This window comes from Pectobacterium brasiliense (assembly GCF_016950255.1).
Lineage (GTDB): Bacteria > Pseudomonadota > Gammaproteobacteria > Enterobacterales > Enterobacteriaceae > Pectobacterium > Pectobacterium brasiliense.
Map to the genome: position 1 here is coordinate 176685 of NZ_JACGFN010000002.1, position 24211 is coordinate 200895.

A 24211-nucleotide genomic window follows, 5' to 3' on the forward strand; every position below is an offset into this window, starting at 1 on the left:
GTTATTCGTTATCTCGCGGCAAAATGTCTGTCGAGTAATGCCTGACAAGACGGAGGCAACGGCGGCGGCGTGGTTTTTTCTGGGGCTTCGGTACTCGGCTGCTTCGGTTGGAACCAACTGGTTAATTCAGCACCGCACCCGTCACCGACAGGGGGTTCGTCCTGATCCTGACACTCAAGGCTGTCCGCCGGGCAGCGCAGGCGCACATGCATATGTGCACGGTGCGCAAACCAGGGGCGGACTTTACGCAGCCAGTCACGATCGTGGCCCGCTTCGGCACACAGCTGTTTTTTAATCGCCGGATTGACGAAAATACGCGTGACGTCGCTATCCAGCGCAGCGGTTTTGATCAGGGTGGTGACTTCTGGTCGCCAAACGCGTGGGTTAACGTTCAGTCCGCTGGCGTTAACCAAATCGATAGGCTGCGGTTTCAGCAACTGCTGCTCGCTCCAACGCTGTCTGGGCAATTGCAGCCAGATGTCGACATCCAGCCCGGATTGGTGACTGGCGTGGCCGCTGCTGAAACGTCCCCCTACAGGCATACCCATATCCCCCACCAGCACATTACCGGAGGTTTTGCGCTTAACCTCGTTGCTCAGGCGGTGAATAAACGCCAGCAGGTCGGGGTGACCGAAATAGCGGCGCTGATCGACGCGCATCACCTGATAATCCAGCGACTGCAATGGCAGCGGCAGGGCACCGATGATACAGCCATTGGAAAAACTACCAATTGACTGCGGCGTACCCGCAACCGGATGCGCAATCTCCTGCCAGGGCGTTTTCGCCCACGCGGCGTTCGATAACAGCGGCGCGCTCAGTACCAGCGCGAGAACCCCGATTAACCCTTGTTTCATTATTTTTTACCAGCGAGGAACCTGACTGTTCACATCCCCACACTGTGCGCGTTGGCGCAGCAGGTGATCCATTAACACAATCGCCATCATGGCTTCGGCAATCGGCACCGCACGAATACCGACACACGGGTCGTGACGCCCGCGCGTCACCATTTCAGACGCTTCACCCTGACGGTTGATCGTTTTCCCCGGCACCATAATGCTGGAGGTCGGCTTCAACGCCAGATGTGCAACGATGTTCTGGCCGCTGCTGATCCCGCCCAAAATGCCACCAGCATGATTGCTTTGGAAACCATCCGGCGTGATTTCGTCTCGATTTTCACTGCCACGTTTGGTGACAACGGCAAAGCCATCGCCAATTTCGACGCCTTTCACGGCATTGATGCTCATCAGTGCGTGAGCCAAATCGGCATCCAGACGATCAAAGACCGGCTCGCCTAATCCAACAGGCACCGACTCCGCCACGACGCTGACCTTGGCGCCAATCGAGTCGCCCTCTTTTTTCAGCGCCCGCATCAGTTCATCCAGGGCTTCCAGCTTGTCGATATCCGGGCAGAAGAACGGGTTTTGCTCAACCTGTTCCCAATCTTTCAGCTCGCAGGTGACATCGCCAATCTGCGACAGATAGCCACGTACCTTCACACCATGTTGCTGTTGCAGGTATTTCTTCGCAATCGCGCCAGCGGCAACGCGCATTGCTGTTTCGCGCGCGGAAGAGCGGCCACCGCCACGGTAATCACGCAGGCCGTATTTTTGCTCATAGGTGTAATCGGCATGACCGGGGCGAAAGACATCTTTAATCGCACCGTAATCCTGAGAACGCTGATCGGTATTTTCAATCAACAGACCAATGCTGGTCCCTGTTGTCACACCTTCAAAAACGCCGGACAGGATCTTGACTTGATCGGGTTCACGGCGCTGCGTCGTATAGCGGGAGGTTCCCGGACGGCGGCGATCCAAATCGTGTTGCAGATCCGCTTCCGTCAGCGGGATCCCCGGCGGTACGCCGTCAACAATACATCCCAGGGCAATACCGTGGGATTCACCAAATGTAGTGACGCGGAAAAATTGCCCAATACTGTTGCCTGCCATCACAACTCCTTCGCATGTGTTCTGTTTCTGCCTTACCGTCTACACGGTAAGGCGAATAAATATCGTTATGACCGTTTAATCACGGTAAGCGCTGAAATGCGCTTTGCAATCAACCAGCTGTGATTGCGTTAGCATAAACACACCGTCACCGCCGTTATCAAACTCAAGCCAGGTGAACGGGATGTCTGGGTATTGATCGATCAGGTGCACCATGCTGTTACCCACTTCGCAAATCAGCACGCCGTCATCGCTCAGATAGTCTGGCGCACAGGCCAGAATACGACGCACCAGATCCAGACCGTCGTTACCCGCCGCTAGCCCCAGTTCAGGCTCAAAACGGAATTCCTGTGGCAGATCGGACATATCTTCTTCATCCACATACGGTGGATTAGTCACGATCAAATCATAGCGAATCGCCGGTAAATCGCGGAACAGATCAGAGCGAATCGGCGTCACGCGGTATTCCAGACCGTGCTGCTGAATATTTTGTTCGGTTACCGCCAGCGCCTCGCTGGAGATATCGACCGCATCGACTTCCGCTTCCGGGAACGCCTGAGCGCAGGCAATAGCAATACAGCCGCTGCCCGTACACAGATCCAGAATATGGTTTGGCGTTTTTGGCAATTGCTCATCAAAGTAGTTATTGATCAGCTCACCGATGGGAGAGCGCGGCACCAGCACGCGTTCGTCCACGTAGAATTCCAGGCCGCAGAACCAGGCCTTGTTGGTCAGATAGGCGACCGGGATACGCTCATTGACGCGGCGGATCACGCGTTCAACAATGCGCTGCCGTTCGCTGGTGATCAGGCGCGACGTGTACATATCTTCAGGAATATCAAGCGGCAGATACAGGCTAGGCAATACCAGCTGTATGGCTTCATCCCAGGGATTATCCGTCCCGTGGCCGTAATAGACGTTAGCTGCGTTAAACCGGCTGACAGCCCAGCGCAACATATCCTGAATGGTATGAAGTTCACTGACGGCCTCATCGACGAAAATTTTGTCCAAGGGTGTCCTCCGCAGACTGTTCTGAATGGGAAATTGGCGCTTAGTTTGCCATGAAGCCCGCGACAAATCAGCAGATATAACTGACTGAACGCGTCCCGATACAGACTTTTATTTAGCGACAGCGGGGAGACAAGGTAAACTGATCGAATGTTGACGCAAGATGAATGAAACATGAGTAATAAATATTCGCTGAATGACGACGAATTACAGCTTTTTCGCACGTCAATCACTGGCACAAAAAAGTTGCGTCAGGATACCTATACCCACAAACCGCTGCGCAAAAAACCGGGTGAATTACCCGCCAAACGGGCATTGCAGGAGCAGGTTGATGCCAGTTTCTATTTTTCGGATGAGTTTCAGCCACAGCTGGATGCAGAAGGCCCGACGCGCTATGTCCGCCCGGGTGCCAGCCACTATGAATTGAAGAAGCTTCGGCGGGGAGATTATTCACCGGAGCTGTTTCTGGATTTGCATGGCCTGACGCAGCTTCAGGCAAAGCAGGAACTGGGCGCGCTGCTAGCGGCCTGTCGGCGGGAGCACGTTTACTGCGCCTGCGTAATGCACGGGCACGGCAAACATATCCTTAAGCAACAAACGCCGCTCTGGCTGGCACAGCACCCTGACGTGCTGGCTTTTCATCAGGCTCCGAAAGAATTTGGTGGGAATGCCGCGCTGCTGGTGTTGGTGGCGCTAGAGACGCCTTCGCTTGAATAAGCTCACTCTTCTTCAAAAAACGATGAGACGTGTAAGTTCATTACACGTCTCATACCGTATGAATTCAGGAGTTTGAGGTTAGTGGTATCAGGATTTCGCGTTCAACTGAGCCGGGCTGACTTGCCAGTGCAGAACGCCATGACCGGATTCCGCCTCCACCTTAACGCAGGCAATAGCGGATGTAGCGAACATCGGTGCGGTTTCATTCTGGCATAATTCGGCAACCAGATAGCCCACCAGCGGCAGATGCGACACAACCAGAACCGCCCCCACGCCTTCTCTCGCCAGCGTTTGCAGATAATAGCTAACAAGCTGGGCATCACCACCGGGCGTCAGCTCATTCAGGCAATCCGCCTCTTCCGGCAACGTCAGCGCTTTTTTCACCACCTCGAGCGTTTGCTGAGCGCGCAAATAAGGGCTCACCAGAACGCGCTCAATATCGATATTTTGCTCATTCAACCAACACGCCATCTGGCGGGATTCATCACGACCAGCGTCGCTCAATGGCCGAACAGCATCACTCGCTGCATCAAGTACCGCATCACCATGACGCATTATCAACACTTGCATATTACACCGCTATGTTAATGAAATATATGATATATCCTCATACTTAATGCTGTATGAGCATTGGCTTTGCTGCCGCTTTGGCATACCTGCAATGTAGCCATATATAAGGTAGATACCCTAAATCATTCAAGTATGACGGGTATAACCGCTTTGTTATTGTAGGTTACCTGAATTGTTGTAGGTTACCTGAGTTTCTCGCTATGTAAACTCACCTGAGGTCAGGTTTAAGTAGAAAATGTCATCATACCTGCTTCCCAACCACAGGTTACCCACTGAGATCGGCCGTGAAGGCGACCCAATACTGTTATAACATTAACCATTCTCAAAACACGTTTTTAGCGTTCCGTCACCAACGGGTCAATAATTGTAATGTATCAGCAACGTCACCAGACTCGCCGCTCTTATTTCCCATTGTTAATCACATGATAAATAAAAATTTTATAGGCACGCGACAGGATCTACCCGCTCGAAACACATAACCATATCTTTACAGTGGTCATTGTGAACGCTTACAGTAAAATCAAAAAATAAGAGACAGAATTCAATAATGAACAAAAAATCAGCACAAAACACTGATAAAATCAAAAATGTCGATTTCTTGCACTTTTTTAACGCATATCAATTTTTGCGACATTGTTAAACAACCACTCTGGTTCTATCTTTATATTAAATAGCACTTTTCTTCACTATTCATGTTTTATAAAAAAGGTAATTACACAGAATATAACGTCATATAATAAAAATAGATTGCTCTTCTATTTATGGACGAATATGCAATTCAGGATAAAGCTCGAAGAACGTCTCTGCTATTTATGTGCCCGCCATTATTCACACCACGGAAGATAAAATTAGTCATCCGTTTTCTTTATAGCGTTATCTTCACCATGCGGAACGCACTGAAAGTAATAGCGATATCTATTTCAGTAATGAGACATTTTTGTGTCAGTGATTTAGACGATTAGGAAAAAGAATACATGCTCTGCATTTTCTCAATCGGTTAAACCATGCATATCAATATCCGTGCTGATTAAAACGACTCGTTATGGTTACTTTTGTAAGAGTCATTCGTGACGAGCAGTTTTCACGAAAATCCATGTACTTTCGTGAAGACATTTTCGATGAAAATAAGTAAGAGGCATATAAAGGAATCGTTATGAATTCTAAACGTATAGCATTACCTATTCTGGCCACACTATTCACCACATTCGGCCTCTCCCCCACTGCCAGCAGCGTGACGATTAATGGTCAGATCCCTGTATCACTGACGATTACCTCTGCCTGCACGGTCAACAACGGAGGAGGCGCAGGCACTACATGGGGAACAATCAACTTTGGCTCTCATAATGACCTAACGCAGAATATTGACGCTCAGGTTTCCAGCATCGGGGGCAACGGGATTACCGTCAGTTGTTCTGTTGGCACACCGGCGGCGTTGTATCTCGATGCGGGTGCAAATGCCACCGCCTCGCTACGCCAGTTAGCGCCAGGCACGGGAACCTACAACGTTCCTTACCGTTTATACAGCGATTCAACCCGCACGACCGAAATCCCACTGAGTAGTGCAACTGGCATTGCCATTGTTGCAACGGGTAACCCACAGATGGTTCCAGTGTATGCCCGTATCCTGCCGTCAGATCAGACCGTGCTATCGCCCACCGCTGGGGCTTATACCGACACCGTCACAGCTACGATCGAATGGTAATTTTTTACAGGCTGGCATATTCGCATGCCGGCCTTTTTAGGGTCATTGATCCACAAGAAAAGGAGCCGTTATGTCACCACATCTCATACGCGATTCCGCATTGATTACCTACGCCCTGCCGTTCCCTCTGGCTTTGGGCGTTTTTCACATCGCCATTCAGGCTCGATAGCCGCGGGTATTGCGATGCGTTTTTCATCGGCATTGATTTTGTCACTTCTGCTGTCTGGCTCCATCGTCTCCACGGTGGCGATGGCGCTCACCGTAAGTAGCACATTCGATGTCACGGCGACGATACAAAAAGGCTGTGTTTTTGGCACCAGCACGGCAAGCAGCCAGCCCAACATGGGCACGCTGAATTTTGGGACGCGCAGCGCCGCGGCAACCAATGTGGATATCGCCAGTACCAGCGGTGGAGGGTCGATTATCGCGACCTGTACGCCAGGCATTAGCGCCGTTATTGAACTGAGCTATGGCGCTAATGGCGGTAACAGCACACAGCGTTATCTGAAAAATGCAGCAGGAACGCGCCTGTTGGCTTACCAACTTTACCGCGATGCGGCACGCACACAGGTCTGGGGAACGGGAGGTCTGGCACTCAACATCGCCTCCTTTCCCGCCACATCCCAGACCTACATCGTTTACGCCCGCTATTTTGGTGGCACACCGCTGCCCCCCGCAGGGGTTTATACCGATAACGTAACCGTCAGCCTGACTTATTAAAAACAAAACAGGGTGAATACAGAATGAAAAGGAAAATAACGTTTTTTATTCGGGCAATGGTCTTTTTATTAAGTGGTTTTGGCTCATCTTGCTTTGCTGCCAGCTCTATCCTCGTTTGGCCGATTTATCAGGTTATTGAGTCCGATGAGAACAGTTCTGCGCTATGGCTGGAAAACAAAGGCACGGCGCCCGTCGGCTTGCAAATCCGTATCATGTCCTGGAAGCAAATCGATTTTCAGGATCGTTATGCCGAACAAAGCAATGTGATTGCGACACCACCGTTCATGACGCTGGAGCCGGGTAAGCGCAATATGGTGCGTCTAATTCGCGTCAACCCAACACCCGCCAATACTGAGATGGCTTACCGCATCATCGTTGATGAAATTGCCGCGCCCTACCAACAGGATGCCCCGCAGATGGGGCTGCAATTCCAGATGCGCTATCTGCTACCGCTATTCCTTGATGGTGCAGGCATCTGGACGCATATGCGCCCGGGAAAACGACGCGCCAGCGCTGAGCCTACGCTGCCCGTGCTCAGTTGGCGAGTCAGCGCAGTTGGGGGGAAAAACTATCTTTATGTCCGCAATCGTGGCGTGGTGCATGCCCGCCTGAGCAACGTCTACTGGTCAGCCGACCAGAGCGGGAAAGGAAGCCGGATAAAGATAACCGACGGCTTTTTAGGCTATGTACTACCGGGACAAGAGATGCGCTGGCCGCTGCCCGCGGGTATATCCACACCGGGTGCAGGCATGCAGCTCTTCACTCACCTGATCGATATCCACGATCCTATCTTGATTAAACGCGAATGATAGCTCGGTTAGCCGCAGAAGCGTGTTTATTGACCGCGCGGTCATGGTGAGGTCAGGCATGAAGAGCAAAACAGGTGTGTTTCCTCTGCTCATCTATGCCCCGTTTACGCTGTTTTATTCTGTGACGATTTTCGCAGAAGACTATACCGATCTGCCCGCGCCACCCAGCGCCATGCCCTCACCCAGCGAATCCGTTTATTATTTAACAATTTCCGTCAACGGGCTGAGCGATAATCTGGTCGTGCCTGTAACGTATCGGGCGGGGAATTATTATGTGGATGCAGCAACACTGCGTTCGAATCACGTCCGTCTGCCAGACCAAAGCGTGGGGCTGGTCAATGTCAATGCCCTACCAGAGGTCACCACCGATTACGATCAGGCCATACAGCAGCTAAAAATCACCGTGCCTACACTCTGGCTACCCGAGCAATCTGTTGAAGGCGGCGGGCAGGACATGACGCATGTCCCCGCCCGTAGCAGCCCCGGCTTATTGTTCAACTATAACCTTTATTACACCTCGCCCCGTGCCAATTCAGATTCGCTCAGCAGTTGGATGGAACAGCGTTTTTTTAGCCCTTATGGAACCTTATCCAATACGGGGATCTACTATTTCACCTCGGGCAGTAATTCCGCGCAGCAAGATGGCTATCAGCGTTTCGATACCTATTGGCGCTATAACGATCACGACCGCATGATCACCTATCAGGTTGGTGACCTGATTAGCAACTCTCTAACGTGGAGCAACTCGGTGCGTATGGGCGGCCTGCGTGTCGCACGCAATTTCGGTCTTCGCCCAGATATCGTCACTTACCCGATGTTGCAATATACCGGTACGGCCGCCGTGCCCAGCACGCTGGACCTGTTTATCAACGGGTATAAAGCGAACAGTACCAGCCTGAATGCTGGCCCCTTCACACTCACGAATACGCCTTACCTGAACGGCGCAGGGGAAGCCACCGTCATTACCACAGACGCTCAGGGACGGCAGATTTCTACCACGATCCCGTTTTACGTCTCCAACACATTGTTAAGAGAGGGGTTAAGCGATTTCGATCTGTCCGTTGGCGTATTACGTCAGGACTATGGCATAAAGAATAATGCCTACACTGACGATCCCGCTGTCAGCGGCATCTATCGCTATGGGTTGACCAATAAGCTGACCGTGTCAGCGCATGGCGAAGCCGTACAGGATCTCTATCTGCTCGGTGCGGGAGCCGATTTTACCCTTGGCCGCTGGGGTACGCTGAGTTCGTCCTACAGTCAGAGTGAAAAAGAAGCCACCGGACACCAGCACACCACGGGCTATTCTTATTACACTTCCGCGTTTGGCCTGAATGTTCAACATGCCAAACGCAGTAAGGAATACCGCGATTTAACCGCCGTACTCACAGAAGGCCGCCTCAGTCAGGAAAGCTATCAGGCAACGCTCAGCAGCCAACTGTTCGGTGAAGGCAATGGTTCATTCGGCGTAGGCTATTTCGATATCCGCGCGTACGATTCAGCCCGTACTCGCCTGCTGAATTTTTCTTTCAGCCGTCAGGTCTGGCAAAACAGTTCTATTTATCTCGCCTTTAACAAAGCGCTGGGAGAAAACGGCTACAGCGCCCAGATCCAGTTCGTGATGCCTTTTGGTACCAACAGCAGCATTAATGCCGGCGTTCAGCGCGACAGCAATGGCGATTATTCACCGCGTGTTGGGGTGAACCGTACCGCGCCGACAGACGGCGGATTAGGCTGGGACGCCGCGTATGGCGCAGGAAAAAATCCTTATCACCAGGGCTCGCTGAACTGGCGCGGCCCTTATGCCACGCTTGCTGGCGGAACCTATGGCAATGAAGGAAACACCACGCAATGGGGGGAACTGAGCGGCTCGCTGATCTACATGAACGGGGGGCTTTTCGCCAGTAACCGCATCAACGACGCCTTTATTGTGGTCGATACCGAAGGATACCCCGACGTCCCGGTAAAATATGAAAACCAGATAGTAGGGAAAACCAACAAACGCGGTCACTTGCTCGTGCCGTGGGTCGTGTCCAATTACCCCGCGAAAGTGGAAATCGACACACTACAACTGCCAGCCAACGTCACCACGCCACAGGTGGAATCGCGCGTGTCGGTCAAAGAGGGCAGCGGCACCATCGTGACGTTCCCCGTTCATGCCGTGCGATCCGCCAACATTAAGTTGCGCAATACGGATGGCAACCCACTCACCATCGGCACCTGGATAACAAACGAGGTCAGCGGGGACACCACCATTAGCGGCTACGATGGCCTGGTCTACTTTACCAACCTGGGAACATCGAACCGCTTACGCTTTAAACAAGAAGACGGACAGCTTTGCCGGGTGGAATTTTCACTGCCGGAATCGCAGACCATGATGGAGACCATCGGCCCGCTTACCTGCCAGACTGACTCAAAAGGATAAAACGATGCTGACCCCGATACCAAAAACCCAGCACTTCTTCTCCGCCAATCGGCGAGCTGCCCGTTGGCTGGGTCTGGCCTTGATACTGATGGCGCTGTATTACGCCCCCTTTAGCTACGCCGCCTGCACGACCCCTCCTAGCAACACGACGCTGGGACCTTATGCTTCTTCCGTGGTCGGCGTTAATGGAACACCCCAGATCGTGACATCAGGCAGTGGATTCATCTGTACGGGAAGTCTGCTGAGTATAGCGGGTACTAATACCATCACCGCGACAATACAGAGCGATAGTAATCCCAGCGGCACCACCATGCGGATGCGTCGTGGGACGAGCACAGATTACGTTCCTTACAATCTGTGTATGGATTCGGGATGCGGTACACTCTATAACATCGGTTCAACCTACACCTGGAGCCAGACCACCTTTCTGGGGATATTAGGGCTGTTCAATTCATCAGATGGTTCTATACCGATCTATATCCGTACCAGTACAGGTAATAACATTTCTGCCGGTACCTATACCGATACGGTGACTATAAAATGGGATTATCGACTTTGTTCATTAGGGATAGTCTTGTGCATTTATGAGGAAGGCTCAACGACTTCAATCCTCAATATCACCATGAACATTACCAACGATTGCCAGATCACCAGTGCGCCGAATATCAATTTTGGTGTTGCGGCATTCCCCGCCGATTTCGCGGCGGTCAACAATAGCCTCGGCGTTCGCTGTACGCTGCTGGGGGCGTATACCGTCAAGCTGGTCAGTACCCATCCCGACGATGCTAACTGGCGCAGAATGATGGCCACCGTTAATGGTGTTCCCTCTTATATGCAATATCAACTTTATCGCACCGGGAACATCGCCTGGACCGAGACGAACGATTACAGCGGGACGGGGACGGGGATTACGCAGAGTATCCCGTACACCGCCCGCATTAACGCAAGTCAGGCCAGCAAGCCAGAAGGCGCGTATAAAGATACCGTCACGATTAACGTCACGATCAACTAGCGCCCTGGTCTTCATCGGTTGGCGGATAAAACGTCCGTCGACCTTCCCGCATCGCGAGCAGACGTTCACAGGGTGCGAACCGATCGCCATACTGTTGTTGCAGCACCAGCAGCGTTTTCACGACGGTTTCCACTCCCAAACGGTCCATATAGTGGAACGGCCCGCCGAGGAAAGGTGGGAAGCCAATGCCAAATACCGCGCCGATATCGCCATCGCGTGCGCACTGGATCACGCCTTCATCCAGACAACGTGCAGCCTCATTCAGCATCATCATCACGGCTCGCTGGCTGATGAGCGCAGGGTCGATATGGGCCTTCGCCGTGACATCCAGCAGCGGATAAACCGAGCTGTCTACCTCCCTGCCCGCGTGCCAGAAACGGCGTGTTTTATTGTATCGATAGAACCCTTTCCCATTCTTGCGCCCTTTTCGCCCATCTTTCAGGATCGCATCAAACGCGGGTGGAGAGGTGAAGCGTTTGCCCAGTTCTTCACTCAGCACTGGCACAATTTTGGTCGCGACATCAATACCGACTTCATCAAGCAGCGCGAGCGGACCAACAGGAAAACCAAAGCGCACCAGCGCATAGTCAATCGATTCGATCGGCTCCCCTTCCAGCAGGCAATAAGCCGCTTCGTTGATATAAGGCGCTAATATGCGGTTCACATAAAAACCGGCACTGTCGCCTACGACGATCGCAGTTTTCCCCTGCTTTCTCGCCAGCGCCACCGTCGTCGCCACCGTCTCTGCGCTGGTGTGAGCGTGAGGGATAATTTCAACCAGCGGCATTTTGTCCACCGGGCTAAAGTAGTGCAGACCCACAACCTGTTGCGGGCGGCGCGCGCCCTCTGCAATCTGATGGATCGGCAGCGAGGAAGTATTCGATGCAAAAATCGTATGCGGCGCAGCGTGCTCTTCAATCTCCGTCACCATTTGCCGCTTCAGCGCCAGATCTTCAAAAACGGCCTCAATGACGATATCCGCATGTTCAAAACCGCGATAGTCCGTACTGCCAGAAATCAACGTCATCAATCGCTGGCGCTCCGTCGGCTTCATCCGCTTACTCTGAACGCGTTTGGTCAGCAGCTGCCAGTTGTACTTCAGCGCATGGTTGATACCCTGTTCATTGATATCTTTAATGCGCACCGATAACTGCCCGCGCGTCGCCGTCACGCTGGCGATCCCACCACCCATCAGCCCACCGCCGAGAATACCGACACGGTGGATCGGCTTCGCTTCAGCGGGCGCGCCAGAGGTTTTCTTTAATGCATTAGAGGCAAAAAACAGATGGCGTAGCGCGGCCGATTCCGGCGTCATCACTAGTTTGCCGAACGCTTTCGCCTCGTGCCGATACCCTTCCTCACGACCTTTTTCTATGCCCCGACGCACCACCTGAATGATTTTTTCCGTGGCCGGATAGTTGCCGTGTGTTTTCGCACGCGTTTTGCGTTTCACTATTTTGAACAGCACATCGCGAATACCCGGACTGCTCAACAAACGCGAACGCCAGCCCAGCGGCACGGCTTTGCGTTTTCCTTTTTTGAGAATCTCGACTGCCGTCTCCAGCAGGATATCGTGCGGGACGGCCTCATCAACCAGCCCTTGTCGTAACGCCTGACTCGCACGGAGGTGGCGGCCGGTCAGAATGAGATCCAGCGCGCTATCCAGACCAATCAGCCGTGGCAACCGCTGCGTTCCACCTGAACCGGGGAGGAGGCCAAGCTGTACTTCCGGTAGCCCCAGCACCGTTTTTTCATCCAGCGAGCAGACGCGATAGTCGCAGGCCAATGCCAACTCCAGCCCTCCGCCCAGACAGGCACCGTGGATCGCCGCCACCACGGGGAACGGGAGCGCGGCCACCTGATCGAATGTTTCCTGCCCTTGCTTCGCCAGATTTTCTGCCTGTTCGGCACTGCTGCACTGGTTCAACATGGTGATATCCGCACCGGCGATAAACGAATCAGGCTTGGCGGAAATAAAAATCAGCCCCCTGAGCGTCGCATGCTGCCGCGCCTGCTCAAAGACTGTGAGAATCTGTTCTGCAAATTCGCTCTTTAGCGTGTTTACCTTTTCGCCAGGAACATCAATGCAAATAACACCGATATTGTCCGGCCGAATCGTTAGGGAAAAGGCAGACGGGCTTCCCGTTACGTGCGCTGTTTTTTCTGTTGCAGACGATGTTATCACGGAGAAAGGCTGTTGATCGTTCATGGCGTCACCTCCAGTACCATTGCCGCACCCAGCCCGCCAGCCGCGCAGGCAGTGGTTAATCCCAGCCCGCCGCCGCGACGGCGCAGTTCATTCAGCGTTTGGGTAATCATCCTCGCGCCAGTGGCAGCAAAGGGGTGTCCATAGGCAATGGATCCCCCCAGCACATTGAATTTTTCGCGATCCACCTCGCCCAGCGCGGCGTTTCTACCCAATTGATTCCGGGCAAACTCATCGCTGGCAAATAGCTTGAGATTTGCCAACGTCTGGGCGGCAAAGGCTTCATGCATATCAATGAGTGTCAGATCGGCCAGCGTCACGCCAGCCCTTGCCAACGCCAGCGGGGAGGCATAAGCCGGCCCCAACAACATATCACGCTGCACACCAATGGCGCTGAATGCATAGCTGCGCAGGTAACCTAGCGGCGTGAGCCCCAGGCTTTTCGCCCTGGATTCACTCATCATCAACACCGCTGCCGCGCCATCCGTAAGCGGCGTACTGTTCGCCGCCGTGACCGTACCGTGTCGGCGATCGAACGCCGGGCGTAAGCGGGAATACTGATCCAGTGCAGAATCATGGCGCACGTTGTTATCTTCACTCAGCGCCTTGTCATAAGGTGGGACGTAAGCCGTCATCACTTCATCGCGCAGCACGCCGGATTCCCAGGCCTGAGCCGCCAGCTTGTGCGAACGGTGCGCCAGTTCATCCTGCTCTTCACGCGTGATGCCGTAGGTTTTTGCCATTTGTTCGGCGGTATCGCCCATGCGTAATCCGGTGGAATACTCCGCCACGGCCGGCGCAACTGGCAGCAGGTCTTTCGGGCGCAGGCCGCTTAACAGTTTCAATTTCTGGCTCAGCGTCCGAGCCTTGTTCATATCCACCAACGTTCTGGCCAACGCTTTGCTGACGCCAATCGGCAGCACGGAAGAGGAATCCGCCCCGCCAGCAATGCCGACTTCGACCATCCCCGCCATAATGCTTTCCGCCACGTTGGCAACCGCCTGAAAGCTAGTGGCGCAGGCGCGCGACACGCTGTAGGCGTCGGTATGCACGCTCATGCCCGTGCCGAGCACAATCTCTCTGGCGATATTCGGCGCTTCGGGCATCTGAACCACCTGCCCAAAGACCAATAGCTCGATCAATTCAGGATCGATCCCAGTACGAACCAGTAATTCGCTGGTGACGAGCTTCCCTAATTCGATGGCAGGTACGCCATGATAGGCTGTTGCCTGCCGGGCAAATGGGGTGCGTAATCCGCTCACGAACGCAATGCGATCGCCACGGCGGGTTATCAGAGGTAATACCTCGCTCATAAACGCTCCTGTTAACCGAAAATAAAGTATGCGCACAACAGGTCAGACCTGATTTCATTGTTAACCAGATAGTTACATTACGCAAAGCTGCGCAACACAAAAGTGTGAAGAACATGTCGTTGTCAGCCCCGATACCCTCAACATTATTTACGCAAAGGCATTTGCCAACAAAATACATTAGCGCTAATGTATTTATTCCAACTAGGGAGGCGATGTTGAAAATTAAACCCGGATTGGGCGAACTGCTGAGGTATACCGCTGAGCTGGTTGATAAAGGTTCGGAGGCAAACTACCGCGCCCTGTCACTCAATTATCGTCCACGATTTACCCCTATCCTGCGTGCAATGGCCGCAGGCGCTCAGACCGTGCAGGACATCACTGCGTCCACGCACTTAACCCAGGGGGCGATCAGCCAGTCGGTCGCGTTAATGGAGCAGGACGGCATTCTTGTACGCGAACAGCTCAGTGATGGGCGCAAATTTGCCCTCAGGCTGACGCCAGCAGGCATTCAACTCGTTGCTCAGTTGGAAACCTGCTGGGAAGCCATTTTCCTCGCCATTGAACAGCTTGAAAAAGATGCCGGTTGGCCGCTGATGAAGGGGCTGGAGGAGTTGGCGTCTGCGCTGGAACAGAAGGACTTCGAGAAACGCATACAGATAGCACGTGCGGAATTACACGCCTCAGGTGATAAAGATGACTAACACAACCGAAGAAAGCAGAAACTGGTTTTCCTCAGGTGGGGAGAACTATGCTCGCTACCGACCGCACTATCCACCCGAACTGGCAGAATACCTTTCCAGTCTCGCACCAGATACCAAACATGCGCTGGATGTGGGATGCGGGACCGGGCAGCTTACACGACAGTTGGCTGAACATTTCGACGCTGTAAAAGGTATCGATCCCAGCGCGAGTCAGTTAGGCAACGCCGTTGCACATCATCGTATTGACTACGCGTGCTCCCCCGCAGAAGCGCTGCCCGAACAGCCACTCACTTACAGTTTGATTACCGCAGCGCAGGCCGCGCACTGGTTCAAGCTAGACGCGTTTTATCAGGAAGTCCGCAGAGTGGCAGTCCCTCAGGGAATACTGGCCCTCATCAGCTATGGCGTTATGCAGCTTGATGACGATCTGAACGACAGATTTCGTCAGTTTTATTACGAAGAGATTGGTCCGTTTTGGCCTACCGAACGTCAGTTGGTGGATAACGGATATCGGGATATCCCCTTCCCTTTTGATGAGATCGCCGCACCACCTCTTAACATCCAGCTTGAATGGCCGTTAGACGCCCTTATTGGTTATATTTCAACCTGGTCTGCCGTCGCCAGCGCCCGAGAAGCAGGACGAGAGGAAATGCTGCGCCGTTTTTATGAAGACATCGCGACGCTCTGGGGAACGCCAACAACATGCCGACCGATTCTATGGCCGATTAACATGCGCATTGGGAGAATTGAAAAGTAACGACACCACCGACAGTGGTGGATAGAAACAACGAAAGGAAATGAAGGGAAATAAAGTGAGTCAGGCAGGCGATGCGATAACGCAATGCCTGCCAGAGGAAGATTTAACGCAGGCCGAGCTGGAAAATCATCGTTTCAGCCTGACAGCTGAACGTGAAATCGATGTCCAGTTTAACGCCGCCGTCTACCTCTTCCAACGTGCTAGCGATTTCACAAGGTTCAGACTCTACCGCACGCGCTTTTTCCGTCAGGGCGGCCAGTGCCGCTTCCGCCTCAGCACGATCGCCGAAAACATTGCTGTAAGACGCCGTGCAATCCGTGTTATCCATAATTGTGCCAACATCGACACAGCAGCAGGCTGCGGTTTCTTCAGCACTGCATTTGTTGATTACGTTCGTCATGCTACTTTCCTCTTGAGGCTTAAGACGCGGGAGATTTGATCCAGTTCAAATATTTTTAGCTTCCTTATATTTTACTCCCTCATCCCGAAGCAGTGCCAGCACTTCATGCTGACCAGTAATTTTAGTGATATCAATCACATTACGGTGTTATATGACAGTAAAGACCGCGTAATATCTCTTCACACAAATTAACCAAAACGTTAAGCAGATCTAAATTTTGCATCATTTTAGAAATATTCTTAATACATAGTCGCAACATTGTCGTATTCCCCACTTATACTTTGGCAACTGGTCTGATTTGTCAGGCTGAGTGCGCCCCCTACAATGCGCGTCCCTTGTTACCTTGTGTAACAACGTTAAATAACAAGCATATAAAGAGGTTTTGGTCATGAGCCAGAAAAACCTGTTCAAACAATCCACAATTGCTGTTGCGGTGGCCCTGTTTTCAGCAAATGTGTCAGCAGCTGGTTTCCAGCTAAATGAATACTCGTCATCGGGTCTGGGACGTGCGTTTTCTGGTGAAGGTGCTGTAGCCGACAACGCGACTTCCGGCAGCCGTAACCCGGCGACCATGACCATGTTTGACCGCCCGTCTTTCTCCGGTGGTGTCACCTATATCAACCCGGATATTGATGTTCAGGGGAAAAATTCCCTGACCGGGCAAGATACCAGCGCCAAAAATATTGCGCCGCACGCCTGGGTGCCGAACCTACACTTCATCATGCCGCTGAATGAGCAGTGGGCGGTTGGCGCTTCTGCCACCACCAACTATGGCTTAGCAACGGAATTCAATGATAACTATGCCGCAGGTTCTATCGGCGGACAGACCGACCTGTTGACATCAAACCTGAACCTGAGCGCCGCTTATCGCCTGAACCAACATTTCAGCTTTGGTTTAGGGGTTAACGCCGTTTATGCCGATGCCAAAATTGTCCGTCGAGCAGGTGAACTCGCGAATATTCCTCCCGCTGCTGGCGGAGCACAGGGAGTCGTTGCTGGCCCGTCTTCTGAGCTGGCCCGTATGGAAGGTAAAGAGTGGGGTTACGGCTGGAACGCAGGCCTGCTGTATGAAGTCGATGAAAATAATCGCTTTGGCCTGACTTATCGTTCTAAAGTCGATATCGACTTTAACGGTGATTACAGCAACAATCTCCCAACAGCAGCTGGCGGTACTGGTGGTGCAACCGTTCCCGGTAAGCTAACGCTTAATCTACCGGAGATGTGGGAAGCCTCTGCTTACCACCGCGTGGCACCGAAGTGGGCGGTTCACTACAGCCTGACCTATACCAGCTGGAGCCAGTTCCAGGAGCTGAAAGCAACAGGCAGCAACGGTCAGACTCTGTTCCATAAAGATGAAAGCTTCCGTGATGCTTACCGTATCGCACTCGGTACTACCTACTATCATGACGATAACTGGACGTTCCGTGGCGGTATCGCGTTTGATGACAGCCCAGTACCGGCCGACAAACGTTCGATCTCCATCCCCGATCAGGATCGTTTCTGGTTAAGCGCAGGCACCACCTATGCCTTTAATAAAGACGCGTCTGTGGATGTTGGCGTGTCTTACATGCATGGTAAGCAGGTTGATATCAGTGAACCTATCTCTGATAGAGCGGGCTCCCCACGCTACAACTTCAGCTCCAAAGGTAAAGCCTGGCTGTACGGCGTGAACTTTAACTATGCGTTCTAAATAACGTATAGGTTTCTAAATAAAGCACGCGTTCTCATTGCTATCAGTCAGAACGTGATAAAGCAGGTAAGGCAACTTACCTGCTTTTTTATTGCTCATCATAAGGCATTTGTCTCTGTCTTACTGGCGTAGTGATTAGCTAATGATGAACAATCCACGAACATCGTAATGTCGAATCAGTCGTTCAAGAGACGCCCGCCATCCACGACGATCTCACTACCGATGGTCCATCGGGACTCATCTGAAGCCAGGTACAACACCGCCTTGGCAATCTCCTCCGCCGTACCGAAACGGCCGGAAGGAATGCTCTTGACGATCTCCTCGTTGACTTGTTTGCGATAGGTATCGGGAATACCAAGTTTGTCATACAGTGGGGTATCGACTGGCCCGGGGCTAACCGCGTTGATGCGAATGCCGCGTGCCATCAGTTCGCTCGACAGCGTCTTTGACAGGCTAAGAAAAGCCGCTTTGGTCGCCGAATAAACGGAGGAGCGGCTCGATCCTACATGCGTACTAATCGATGTATTGAGTACGACTGAAGCGGGATTGGCGAACACCGGCAATAGTGACTGGATCAGAAAATACGGCCCCTTGACGTTAATGTCGAGAGCGGCAGGCTGTGTCAGGTACTTTGCGGCTACGAAGCACCGCCGGTGCCAATCCAGTTTCTCTATGTTGCCAATCGCCTGCTACCAAAGCGAGCCATGGTATTCATGGACTTCATTGCAGAAGCATTTTCCAGGATCCCTGGACTCAACACCGACAATCGCTAGTTCGCATTAGGCTTGAAGGTACAAAAAAGGCCGCTTTCGCGGCCTGACATTGTGACTTCCAGCTAACCCCGATTACTCAGGCTTAACCTCAATATAGTCCAGGTCCAGCGTGCTGCTGGTGTAGCTGCGGATTTTATTGGTCATCTCAATATTACCGTCCAGCTTCTGACCATAAGAGGGAATGATCTCTTTCAGCTTGCCCTGCCATTCTGGCGTCGCAACTTTATCTTTAAACACTTTTTCCAGCAGGCTCAGCATAATCGGCGCGGCGGTAGACGCGCCCGGAGAGGCACCCAGCAGCGCGGCAATCGAACCATCTTGTGAACTGACAATCTCCGTACCCAGCTTCAGCACGCCGCCTTTGTCATCATCTTTCTTGATAACCTGAACGCGCTGGCCAGCAATCGTCAGTCTCCAGTCTTCTTTCTTCGCGTTCGGGAAGTATTCCTGCAGCGAGGCGAAACGATCGTCGTCATCCATCATGACCTGACCAACCAGATACTTCACCAGATCGAAGTTATCCAGACCGACGTGCGTCATTGGCATCACGTTGGAGAACGTCACGGAACCGATCAGATCCCACAGCGAACCATTTTTCAGGAACTTGCTGGAGAACGTAGCAAACGGTCCGAACAGCAGAACTGGCTTACCGTCAAAAATACGGGTGTCCAGATGAGGAACAGACATCGGTGGCGCACCGACGGAGGCTTTACCGTAAACTTTCGCCATGTGGCGCTTCACGATTTCCGGGTTTTCTGTCACCAGGAATTCGCCACCAACCGGGAAACCACCGTACAGATCGGCCTCAGGAATGCCGGATTTCTGCAACAACGGCAACGCCGCCCCACCCGCACCGATAAAGACAAACTTCGCCTTAATCACGCTTTCTTTCTCGCCGTTCTTCAGATCGGCGTAAGTCACGCTCCAGGTGTTATCCGCATTACGCTTGATATCACGCACTTCTGAATTCAGGTGCAGCGCAAAGTTGGATTTGGTTTTCATCGCGCCAACCAGCTGACGCGTGATTTCACCGTAGTTCACGTCGGTACCGATAGGCATACGAGTCGCCGCAATTTTCTGAGCCGGATCGCGACCTTCCATCACCAACGGCGCCCACTCTTTGATCGTATTGGGATCGTCAGAGAACTCCATGCCACGGTACAGCGTGCTGTGCTGCATCGCATCATAGCGGTGCTTCAGGAACGCGGTGTTCTCATCACCCCAGACAAAGGCGATGTGCGGCACGCTATTGATGAAAGAGTGCGGATTATTCAGCACGCCGTTTTTCACCTGATAGGACCAGAACTGGCGCGAGACTTCAAACGCTTCGGTAATTTCCAGCGCTTTGCTGATGTTGATTGGGCCGTCGGGATTATCCGGCGTGTAGTTGAGTTCCATGAAAGCAGAGTGACCCGTACCGGCATTATTCCAGCCGTTCGAGCTCTCTTCCGCCACATTATCCATTCGCTCAACCATGTCGATAGACCAGTCTGGTTGCAGCTCCTGTAAATACACGCCCAGCGTAGAGCTCATAATGCCCCCGCCGATCAGTACCACATCCGTTGTCTTCTCTGTCGTTTTAGCCTCTTCAGCCATCGCCAGTGGGGCGCTAACCACCACGCTGAGGCAGAAGAACATAGCAAGTAGTTTTTTCATGCTTATATCTCTATTTTTATAAGTGCAGGTAAATAGAATTCCGGGCATTCATTAACACACGACCACGCCATCATCCGTAAAAGGCATCATTCTTATGACCTTTTTGTTAATCACCTTGCTAACAAAAAAATCAGCGTGCAGACACATTTCAATCATGATGAGCATCGATAGCGGTTAACGACGTAGCATTATTGTTATCTGACGGAAGGAAATAAATTTTAGTAAGTAAATAAATGGACAACAATGCCATAACTTTTAAGAAACAAACCACAGAATCATCATGGTAAAAGTAAGTTTAGCAGTGTTTTATAAAAGCAAAAGGCACCCGCAGGTGCCTGTGAAATGAGCGATGTGACGCGACACTATTTCTCTGAATCGATCTCGTCGAGCGAGTCTTCAATCGCTGCCGCATTCGGGTTCTTCTGCGGGGTGAGTTGTCCATCACTGGCAAGGAAATCATGCCGCTGGAAGTAGGCTTCACGCACCATCAGGTATGGATCGGAAGAGTTACGCAACAGACCGTCGGAATCCAACAGCTGTGCTCGCGTTTCTATCCCTTCGATAGCCCATTTACCCGCGGACATCCAGAACGTCAGATAGCTCAGCATCGGATACAGCGTATCCACTACGCCACCGCCGTCTTCACGAGGTGTCACGCTGCCGTAACCAGGTACCACCAGATAAGGCCCGTAGCCCACGTCATAATGACCCAATGTGCTACCAAAGCGGCGAGACTCTTCTTTCGCCAGTTTCGGGTTCGCCATTGAGGCCACGTCAATCAGGCCGCCCATCCCGAGCAAGGTATTCAGGAAGAAGCGGTTAAAGTGAATCATCGCTTTATACGGCTTGCCTTCAACGAAGTAGTTCACCATCGTTGCAGGTTCTTCCAGGTTGCTGAAGAAGTTCCCCAGTCCGTTACGCGCGGGCGTCGGCACATAATCGCGCCAGGCCACCGCCGCAGGACGCAGCAGATAAGGATCCAGGACGTCATAGTTAAAGCTGAACATGGTACGGTTAAAGCCTTCAAGCGGATCAGAACGTCCTTCTTGAGCTCGATCCCCGGAACTGGCGCAACCGATCAGTAACACGCTGGCAAACACCACCCCACTCAGGCGGTAATTCATATCTGTTCTCCCTGATTTATAGTGTGCTATACCCGCGACCGAAAATGGGTATTCCCAGTATCAGCCCCAGCCTATCAGGCTGAGCGACAAGGACGGGATATCGGCCAACAGTGTAACATTTTATCGCTCCATCGCTACGTTGGCTTACGCATTACTGCATTTTCAGAGGTTTACCATTTTTCTTATGGGGACAACACGCGGCATCGTTACGACACGCGCTCCAGCGTGGGCGACAGTACGGTATTCCCTTGTTCCCCTCACAGCATAGCACCGCCAGCCTAAATCAGTGAGTCGCACTGCGCCATCCCATATTGTAAAAACTGACTACGCTTATCATCGGGGTTGTCGGTGATTACCCCTCACGCCAGTAGCGTTACCCAGACAATAACCGGCCCACTCGTCGAGAGAATCACTATGAATCCACCTTCAGAATCCAGACAAATCCAGCAAGAGAAAGACAAGGACGTGGCGGTAGAGAGTGAGGAAAGCACACAGGGAAAAGCGATCGATGTAGATGAAGATCACTTGCCTTCCCCCGCCGCTGCGATCCATGAAGAGATTCGTCAGGAAGGGCAAAAGGAGCTGGAACGCGATGCCATAGCGTTACTGTGGTCGGCGATTGCGGCAGGGATCTCTATGGGAACCTCATTCATGGCGGTCGGTATGCTCCACAACCATCTGGTTGGCGTACCCGGCGGCTTTCTGCTGGAGTGCTTCGGTTACACCATCGGCTTTGTGATTGTCATCATGGCACGCCAGCAGCTGTTCACCGAAAACACGGTCACGGCCGTGCTTCCCATCATGCATAAGCCCACACGCAGCAATATCTACCTACTCGGCCGGTTATGGTTTGTCGTGCTGACTGGCAACCTGATTGGTACAGCCTTGGCCGCCCTCGCCTTTACCTACATGCCCGTTTTTGATGGCGAAACGCGGGTGGCTTTGGTCGACATCGCGATGAAGGTCATGAAGCACTCACCAACGGAGATGTTCGCCAATGCCGTCGTCTCTGGATGGATTATTGCCACTATGGTCTGGATGCTGCCGCGCGCTTACTCCGCCAAGCTGTGGATTATCATCATCATGACCTGGATGATTGCCTTCAGTAACCTCACCCACATCGTGGCCGGTGCCTCAGAAATTTTCTATCTGGTGTTTATTGGCCATATTCCCTGGCAAGACTTCATCTGGCCGTTTGCTCTGCCCACGCTGGCGGGGAATATCATCGGCGGCACCTTTATTTTCGCACTCATCAGCCATGCGCAAATCCGCAACGATATGAGTCGTGCATCGCACGGTAAACGTCAGAAGGCGCATGAGAATGAGGGAAAAGAACATCGGCAGAAACGCTGATTGCCGACACTTTGAGCAAACGCGCCGTTAAGTGCTTATTCTCAGAGTGAAAATGCGTATAATAGCTGAGCTTCATGTCCCCGTAGTTAAACGGATATAACAAGCCCCTCCTAAGGGCTAGTTACTGGTTCGATTCCAGTCGGGGACACCATAATCTCGCCCACGAACGTCCATAAAAGTCTATTTTTTCCATTCTATTCATAAAGTTAAAAAAATCTAGTCTACTGCACTCTACTCAGTTTTACCGGCATCCACGCTGTTTTGTTGGTATGAATGTTGGCATGGTAAGTTCGATAATGCAGATACCATCACTGTGGGAGATTTGCTATGGCACTCACTGAGGCAAAGGTCAGAAATGCGAAACCGGCTGAGAAGTCCGTCAAACTGACTGACGGAAATGGTATGCACCTTCTGGTCCAATCTAACGGCTCTAAATACTGGCGTTATCGCTGATGATTCGGCGCACTGGCAGATGAAGCCACCGTCCCCGTAACGCTGAGTGTTTTGAACGGCAACAGAGCGATAATGCTCTACCAACGCGTAGGTTTTAAGGTCGTTGATAGCGATGATATTGCATTAAAAATGAAACGCCGCCCCGTCAAGCGCCAACAACCGTTTGAATAACAAACAATATATACTTACAACCATGAATAACCTTATAATATCAAGAGGATTTATTCACTATTTGTAAGGAATGCGTGTTTATTATGAAACGGAGTTATATAAAAAGCGTCGTTTTACCTTTTCTTTTTCTCTCCAGCGCGGCACATGCGCAAGACTTCCCCACTTTTGTGACAGATTTCACCAAGGTGTTGCAAAAGAGTAAATTGTCACAGAAGGATTACAATCAATTTATTGAACTCACTAATTCCTATTTTATTCCCGCTAGCTATGGTGTAAACATAGCGAAAAAAGATAAAGTAAGTTATAAAAACAACGAAATAATGCCAAAACTGGAATCTGACTCCAGCTTTATCTTCAATGGTTCAAATGGAAAATCGGCCTTTACTTCATTTCTGCAAGAAATAAAAAATCTCCCGCCGTCAGAAAAATATTTTGAAAAATCCTACACGGATGCAGGATCAGTCTTCGTCATGAATTACTATACGCTGTCATCAGGCATCATTAATATCCAGATGGACATCGTGTCTCCTCCTGGCCTCAAAGGGCTAGTCAAAAAACTTATTAACCAAGAGACACCAGACCTTGAACAAGAAGCAGGTGAGCGAACCTATATCTATCAATTCTCAAATATAAATGGCGGCTATAAGATGGTCAGTGCCAACGCCTACTCATCTTCAGATAAACGAATCTGCGCGTCCTGCTGACATG

The 24211-nt window shown here is 51.8% G+C and carries 21 protein-coding genes, 1 tRNA gene and 1 pseudogene; 13 read left to right on the plus strand and 10 right to left on the minus strand.

Annotated features, from left to right (window positions below):
- Positions 1-8: 8 nt before the first annotated feature.
- The 3 genes from mepA to prmB all read right to left on the minus strand — a co-directional run bounded on the left by mepA (position 9) and on the right by prmB (position 2954).
- Positions 9-854, minus strand: coding sequence for a penicillin-insensitive murein endopeptidase (gene mepA / locus H4F65_RS15365; RefSeq protein WP_010285087.1), 846 nt, complete (start codon positions 852-854; stop codon positions 9-11).
- Between the two features lie 6 nt (positions 855-860).
- A complete protein-coding gene (aroC, locus tag H4F65_RS15370; protein ID WP_010285090.1) occupies positions 861-1946 on the minus strand; it encodes a chorismate synthase in 1086 nt (361 codons plus the stop codon).
- 75 nt (positions 1947-2021) lie between these two features.
- Positions 2022-2954 carry a 50S ribosomal protein L3 N(5)-glutamine methyltransferase gene (gene prmB, locus H4F65_RS15375; RefSeq protein WP_010285093.1) on the minus strand — a complete coding sequence of 311 codons (933 nt, stop codon included), beginning with the start codon at positions 2952-2954 and terminating at the stop codon, positions 2022-2024.
- Between the two features lie 171 nt (positions 2955-3125).
- Here prmB and smrB point away from each other — a divergent pair, with 171 nt between their 5' ends.
- Positions 3126-3668 (plus strand): endonuclease SmrB, encoded by a 543-nt coding sequence (smrB, locus tag H4F65_RS15380; RefSeq protein WP_010285095.1) that lies wholly within the window; start codon positions 3126-3128, stop codon positions 3666-3668.
- Between the two features lie 87 nt (positions 3669-3755).
- Here smrB and sixA read toward each other — a convergent pair whose 3' ends face one another.
- On the minus strand, positions 3756-4238 hold the full coding sequence (gene sixA, locus H4F65_RS15385) for a phosphohistidine phosphatase SixA (protein WP_010285098.1): 483 nt from the start codon (positions 4236-4238) through the stop codon (positions 3756-3758).
- A 1153-nt stretch (positions 4239-5391) separates the two neighbouring features.
- Here sixA and H4F65_RS15390 point away from each other — a divergent pair.
- The 5 genes from H4F65_RS15390 (at position 5392) to H4F65_RS15410 (ending at position 10906) form a co-directional block, all read left to right on the plus strand.
- Positions 5392-5940 carry a Csu type fimbrial protein gene (locus tag H4F65_RS15390; RefSeq protein WP_010285104.1) on the plus strand — a complete coding sequence of 183 codons (549 nt, stop codon included), beginning with the start codon at positions 5392-5394 and terminating at the stop codon, positions 5938-5940.
- A gap of 183 nt (positions 5941-6123) precedes the next feature.
- The gene (locus H4F65_RS15395; RefSeq protein ID WP_010285113.1) at positions 6124-6660 is read left to right on the plus strand and encodes a Csu type fimbrial protein; all 537 of its coding nucleotides are present in this window, start codon (positions 6124-6126) and stop codon (positions 6658-6660) included.
- Between the two features lie 23 nt (positions 6661-6683).
- Positions 6684-7469, plus strand: coding sequence for a fimbrial biogenesis chaperone (locus H4F65_RS15400; RefSeq protein WP_010285118.1), 786 nt, complete (start codon positions 6684-6686; stop codon positions 7467-7469).
- A 58-nt stretch (positions 7470-7527) separates the two neighbouring features.
- Positions 7528-9894 carry a fimbria/pilus outer membrane usher protein gene (locus tag H4F65_RS15405; protein ID WP_010285120.1) on the plus strand — a complete coding sequence of 789 codons (2367 nt, stop codon included), beginning with the start codon at positions 7528-7530 and terminating at the stop codon, positions 9892-9894.
- 4 nt (positions 9895-9898) lie between these two features.
- Positions 9899-10906, plus strand: a complete 1008-nt coding sequence (locus tag H4F65_RS15410; protein WP_010285122.1) for a Csu type fimbrial protein — start codon at positions 9899-9901, stop codon at positions 10904-10906.
- Here H4F65_RS15410 and fadJ read toward each other — a convergent pair.
- Positions 10899-13115 (minus strand): fatty acid oxidation complex subunit alpha FadJ, encoded by a 2217-nt coding sequence (gene fadJ / locus H4F65_RS15415; protein WP_010285124.1) that lies wholly within the window; start codon positions 13113-13115, stop codon positions 10899-10901. The two genes, H4F65_RS15410 and fadJ, sit on opposite strands and share 8 nt — an antisense overlap.
- Positions 13112-14425, minus strand: coding sequence for an acetyl-CoA C-acyltransferase FadI (gene fadI / locus H4F65_RS15420; RefSeq protein ID WP_010285126.1), 1314 nt, complete (start codon positions 14423-14425; stop codon positions 13112-13114). The genes fadJ and fadI overlap by 4 nt, the downstream gene beginning before the upstream one ends.
- A 212-nt stretch (positions 14426-14637) precedes the next feature.
- On the opposite strand from fadI, the gene H4F65_RS15425 reads away from it, so the two are divergent.
- Both H4F65_RS15425 and H4F65_RS15430 read left to right on the plus strand, forming a co-directional pair.
- Positions 14638-15126: a MarR family winged helix-turn-helix transcriptional regulator gene (locus tag H4F65_RS15425; protein WP_010285129.1), complete on the plus strand. Its 489-nt coding sequence runs from the start codon at positions 14638-14640 to the stop codon at positions 15124-15126.
- Entirely contained in the window at positions 15119-15883 is a 765-nt protein-coding gene (locus H4F65_RS15430; protein WP_010285130.1) for a class I SAM-dependent methyltransferase, read from the plus strand. The genes H4F65_RS15425 and H4F65_RS15430 overlap by 8 nt, the downstream gene beginning before the upstream one ends.
- Positions 15884-15986: 103 nt before the next feature.
- Here the strand turns inward: H4F65_RS15430 and H4F65_RS15435 are convergent, their stop codons facing one another.
- Positions 15987-16283 (minus strand): YfcZ/YiiS family protein, encoded by a 297-nt coding sequence (locus H4F65_RS15435; protein WP_010287787.1) that lies wholly within the window; start codon positions 16281-16283, stop codon positions 15987-15989.
- Positions 16284-16671: 388 nt separating this feature from the next.
- On the opposite strand from H4F65_RS15435, the gene fadL reads away from it, so the two are divergent.
- Entirely contained in the window at positions 16672-17973 is a 1302-nt protein-coding gene (fadL, locus tag H4F65_RS15440) for a long-chain fatty acid transporter FadL (protein ID WP_039319992.1), read from the plus strand.
- Positions 17974-18149: 176 nt separating this feature from the next.
- On the opposite strand, the gene H4F65_RS15445 is transcribed toward fadL, so the two are convergent.
- The 3 genes from H4F65_RS15445 to mlaA form a co-directional block, all read right to left on the minus strand.
- Positions 18150-18530, minus strand: coding sequence for an SDR family oxidoreductase (locus H4F65_RS15445; RefSeq protein WP_236146225.1), 381 nt, complete (start codon positions 18528-18530; stop codon positions 18150-18152).
- A gap of 288 nt (positions 18531-18818) precedes the next feature.
- Positions 18819-20402, minus strand: coding sequence for a malate dehydrogenase (quinone) (mqo, locus tag H4F65_RS15450; protein WP_010287057.1), 1584 nt, complete (start codon positions 20400-20402; stop codon positions 18819-18821).
- Positions 20403-20764: 362 nt separating this feature from the next.
- Complete coding sequence (mlaA, locus tag H4F65_RS15455) at positions 20765-21526, minus strand: phospholipid-binding lipoprotein MlaA (RefSeq protein WP_010287060.1); 762 nt, start codon at positions 21524-21526, stop codon at positions 20765-20767.
- 414 nt (positions 21527-21940) lie between these two features.
- Between mlaA and H4F65_RS15460 the strand changes: the two genes are divergently transcribed.
- The 4 genes and pseudogenes from H4F65_RS15460 (at position 21941) to H4F65_RS15470 (ending at position 24207) form a co-directional block, all read left to right on the plus strand.
- Positions 21941-22879, plus strand: coding sequence for a formate/nitrite transporter family protein (locus H4F65_RS15460; RefSeq protein ID WP_039319989.1), 939 nt, complete (start codon positions 21941-21943; stop codon positions 22877-22879).
- Between the two features lie 76 nt (positions 22880-22955).
- Positions 22956-23030: transfer RNA gene (locus H4F65_RS15465), tRNA-Arg, on the plus strand.
- Positions 23031-23206: 176 nt separating this feature from the next.
- Positions 23207-23323: pseudogene (locus H4F65_RS21925) on the plus strand (Arm DNA-binding domain-containing protein); the annotation flags it as partial.
- Positions 23324-23586: 263 nt separating this feature from the next.
- Positions 23587-24207, plus strand: a complete 621-nt coding sequence (locus tag H4F65_RS15470) for a hypothetical protein (protein ID WP_010681620.1) — start codon at positions 23587-23589, stop codon at positions 24205-24207.
- The last annotated feature ends 4 nt before the right edge of the window (positions 24208-24211 follow it).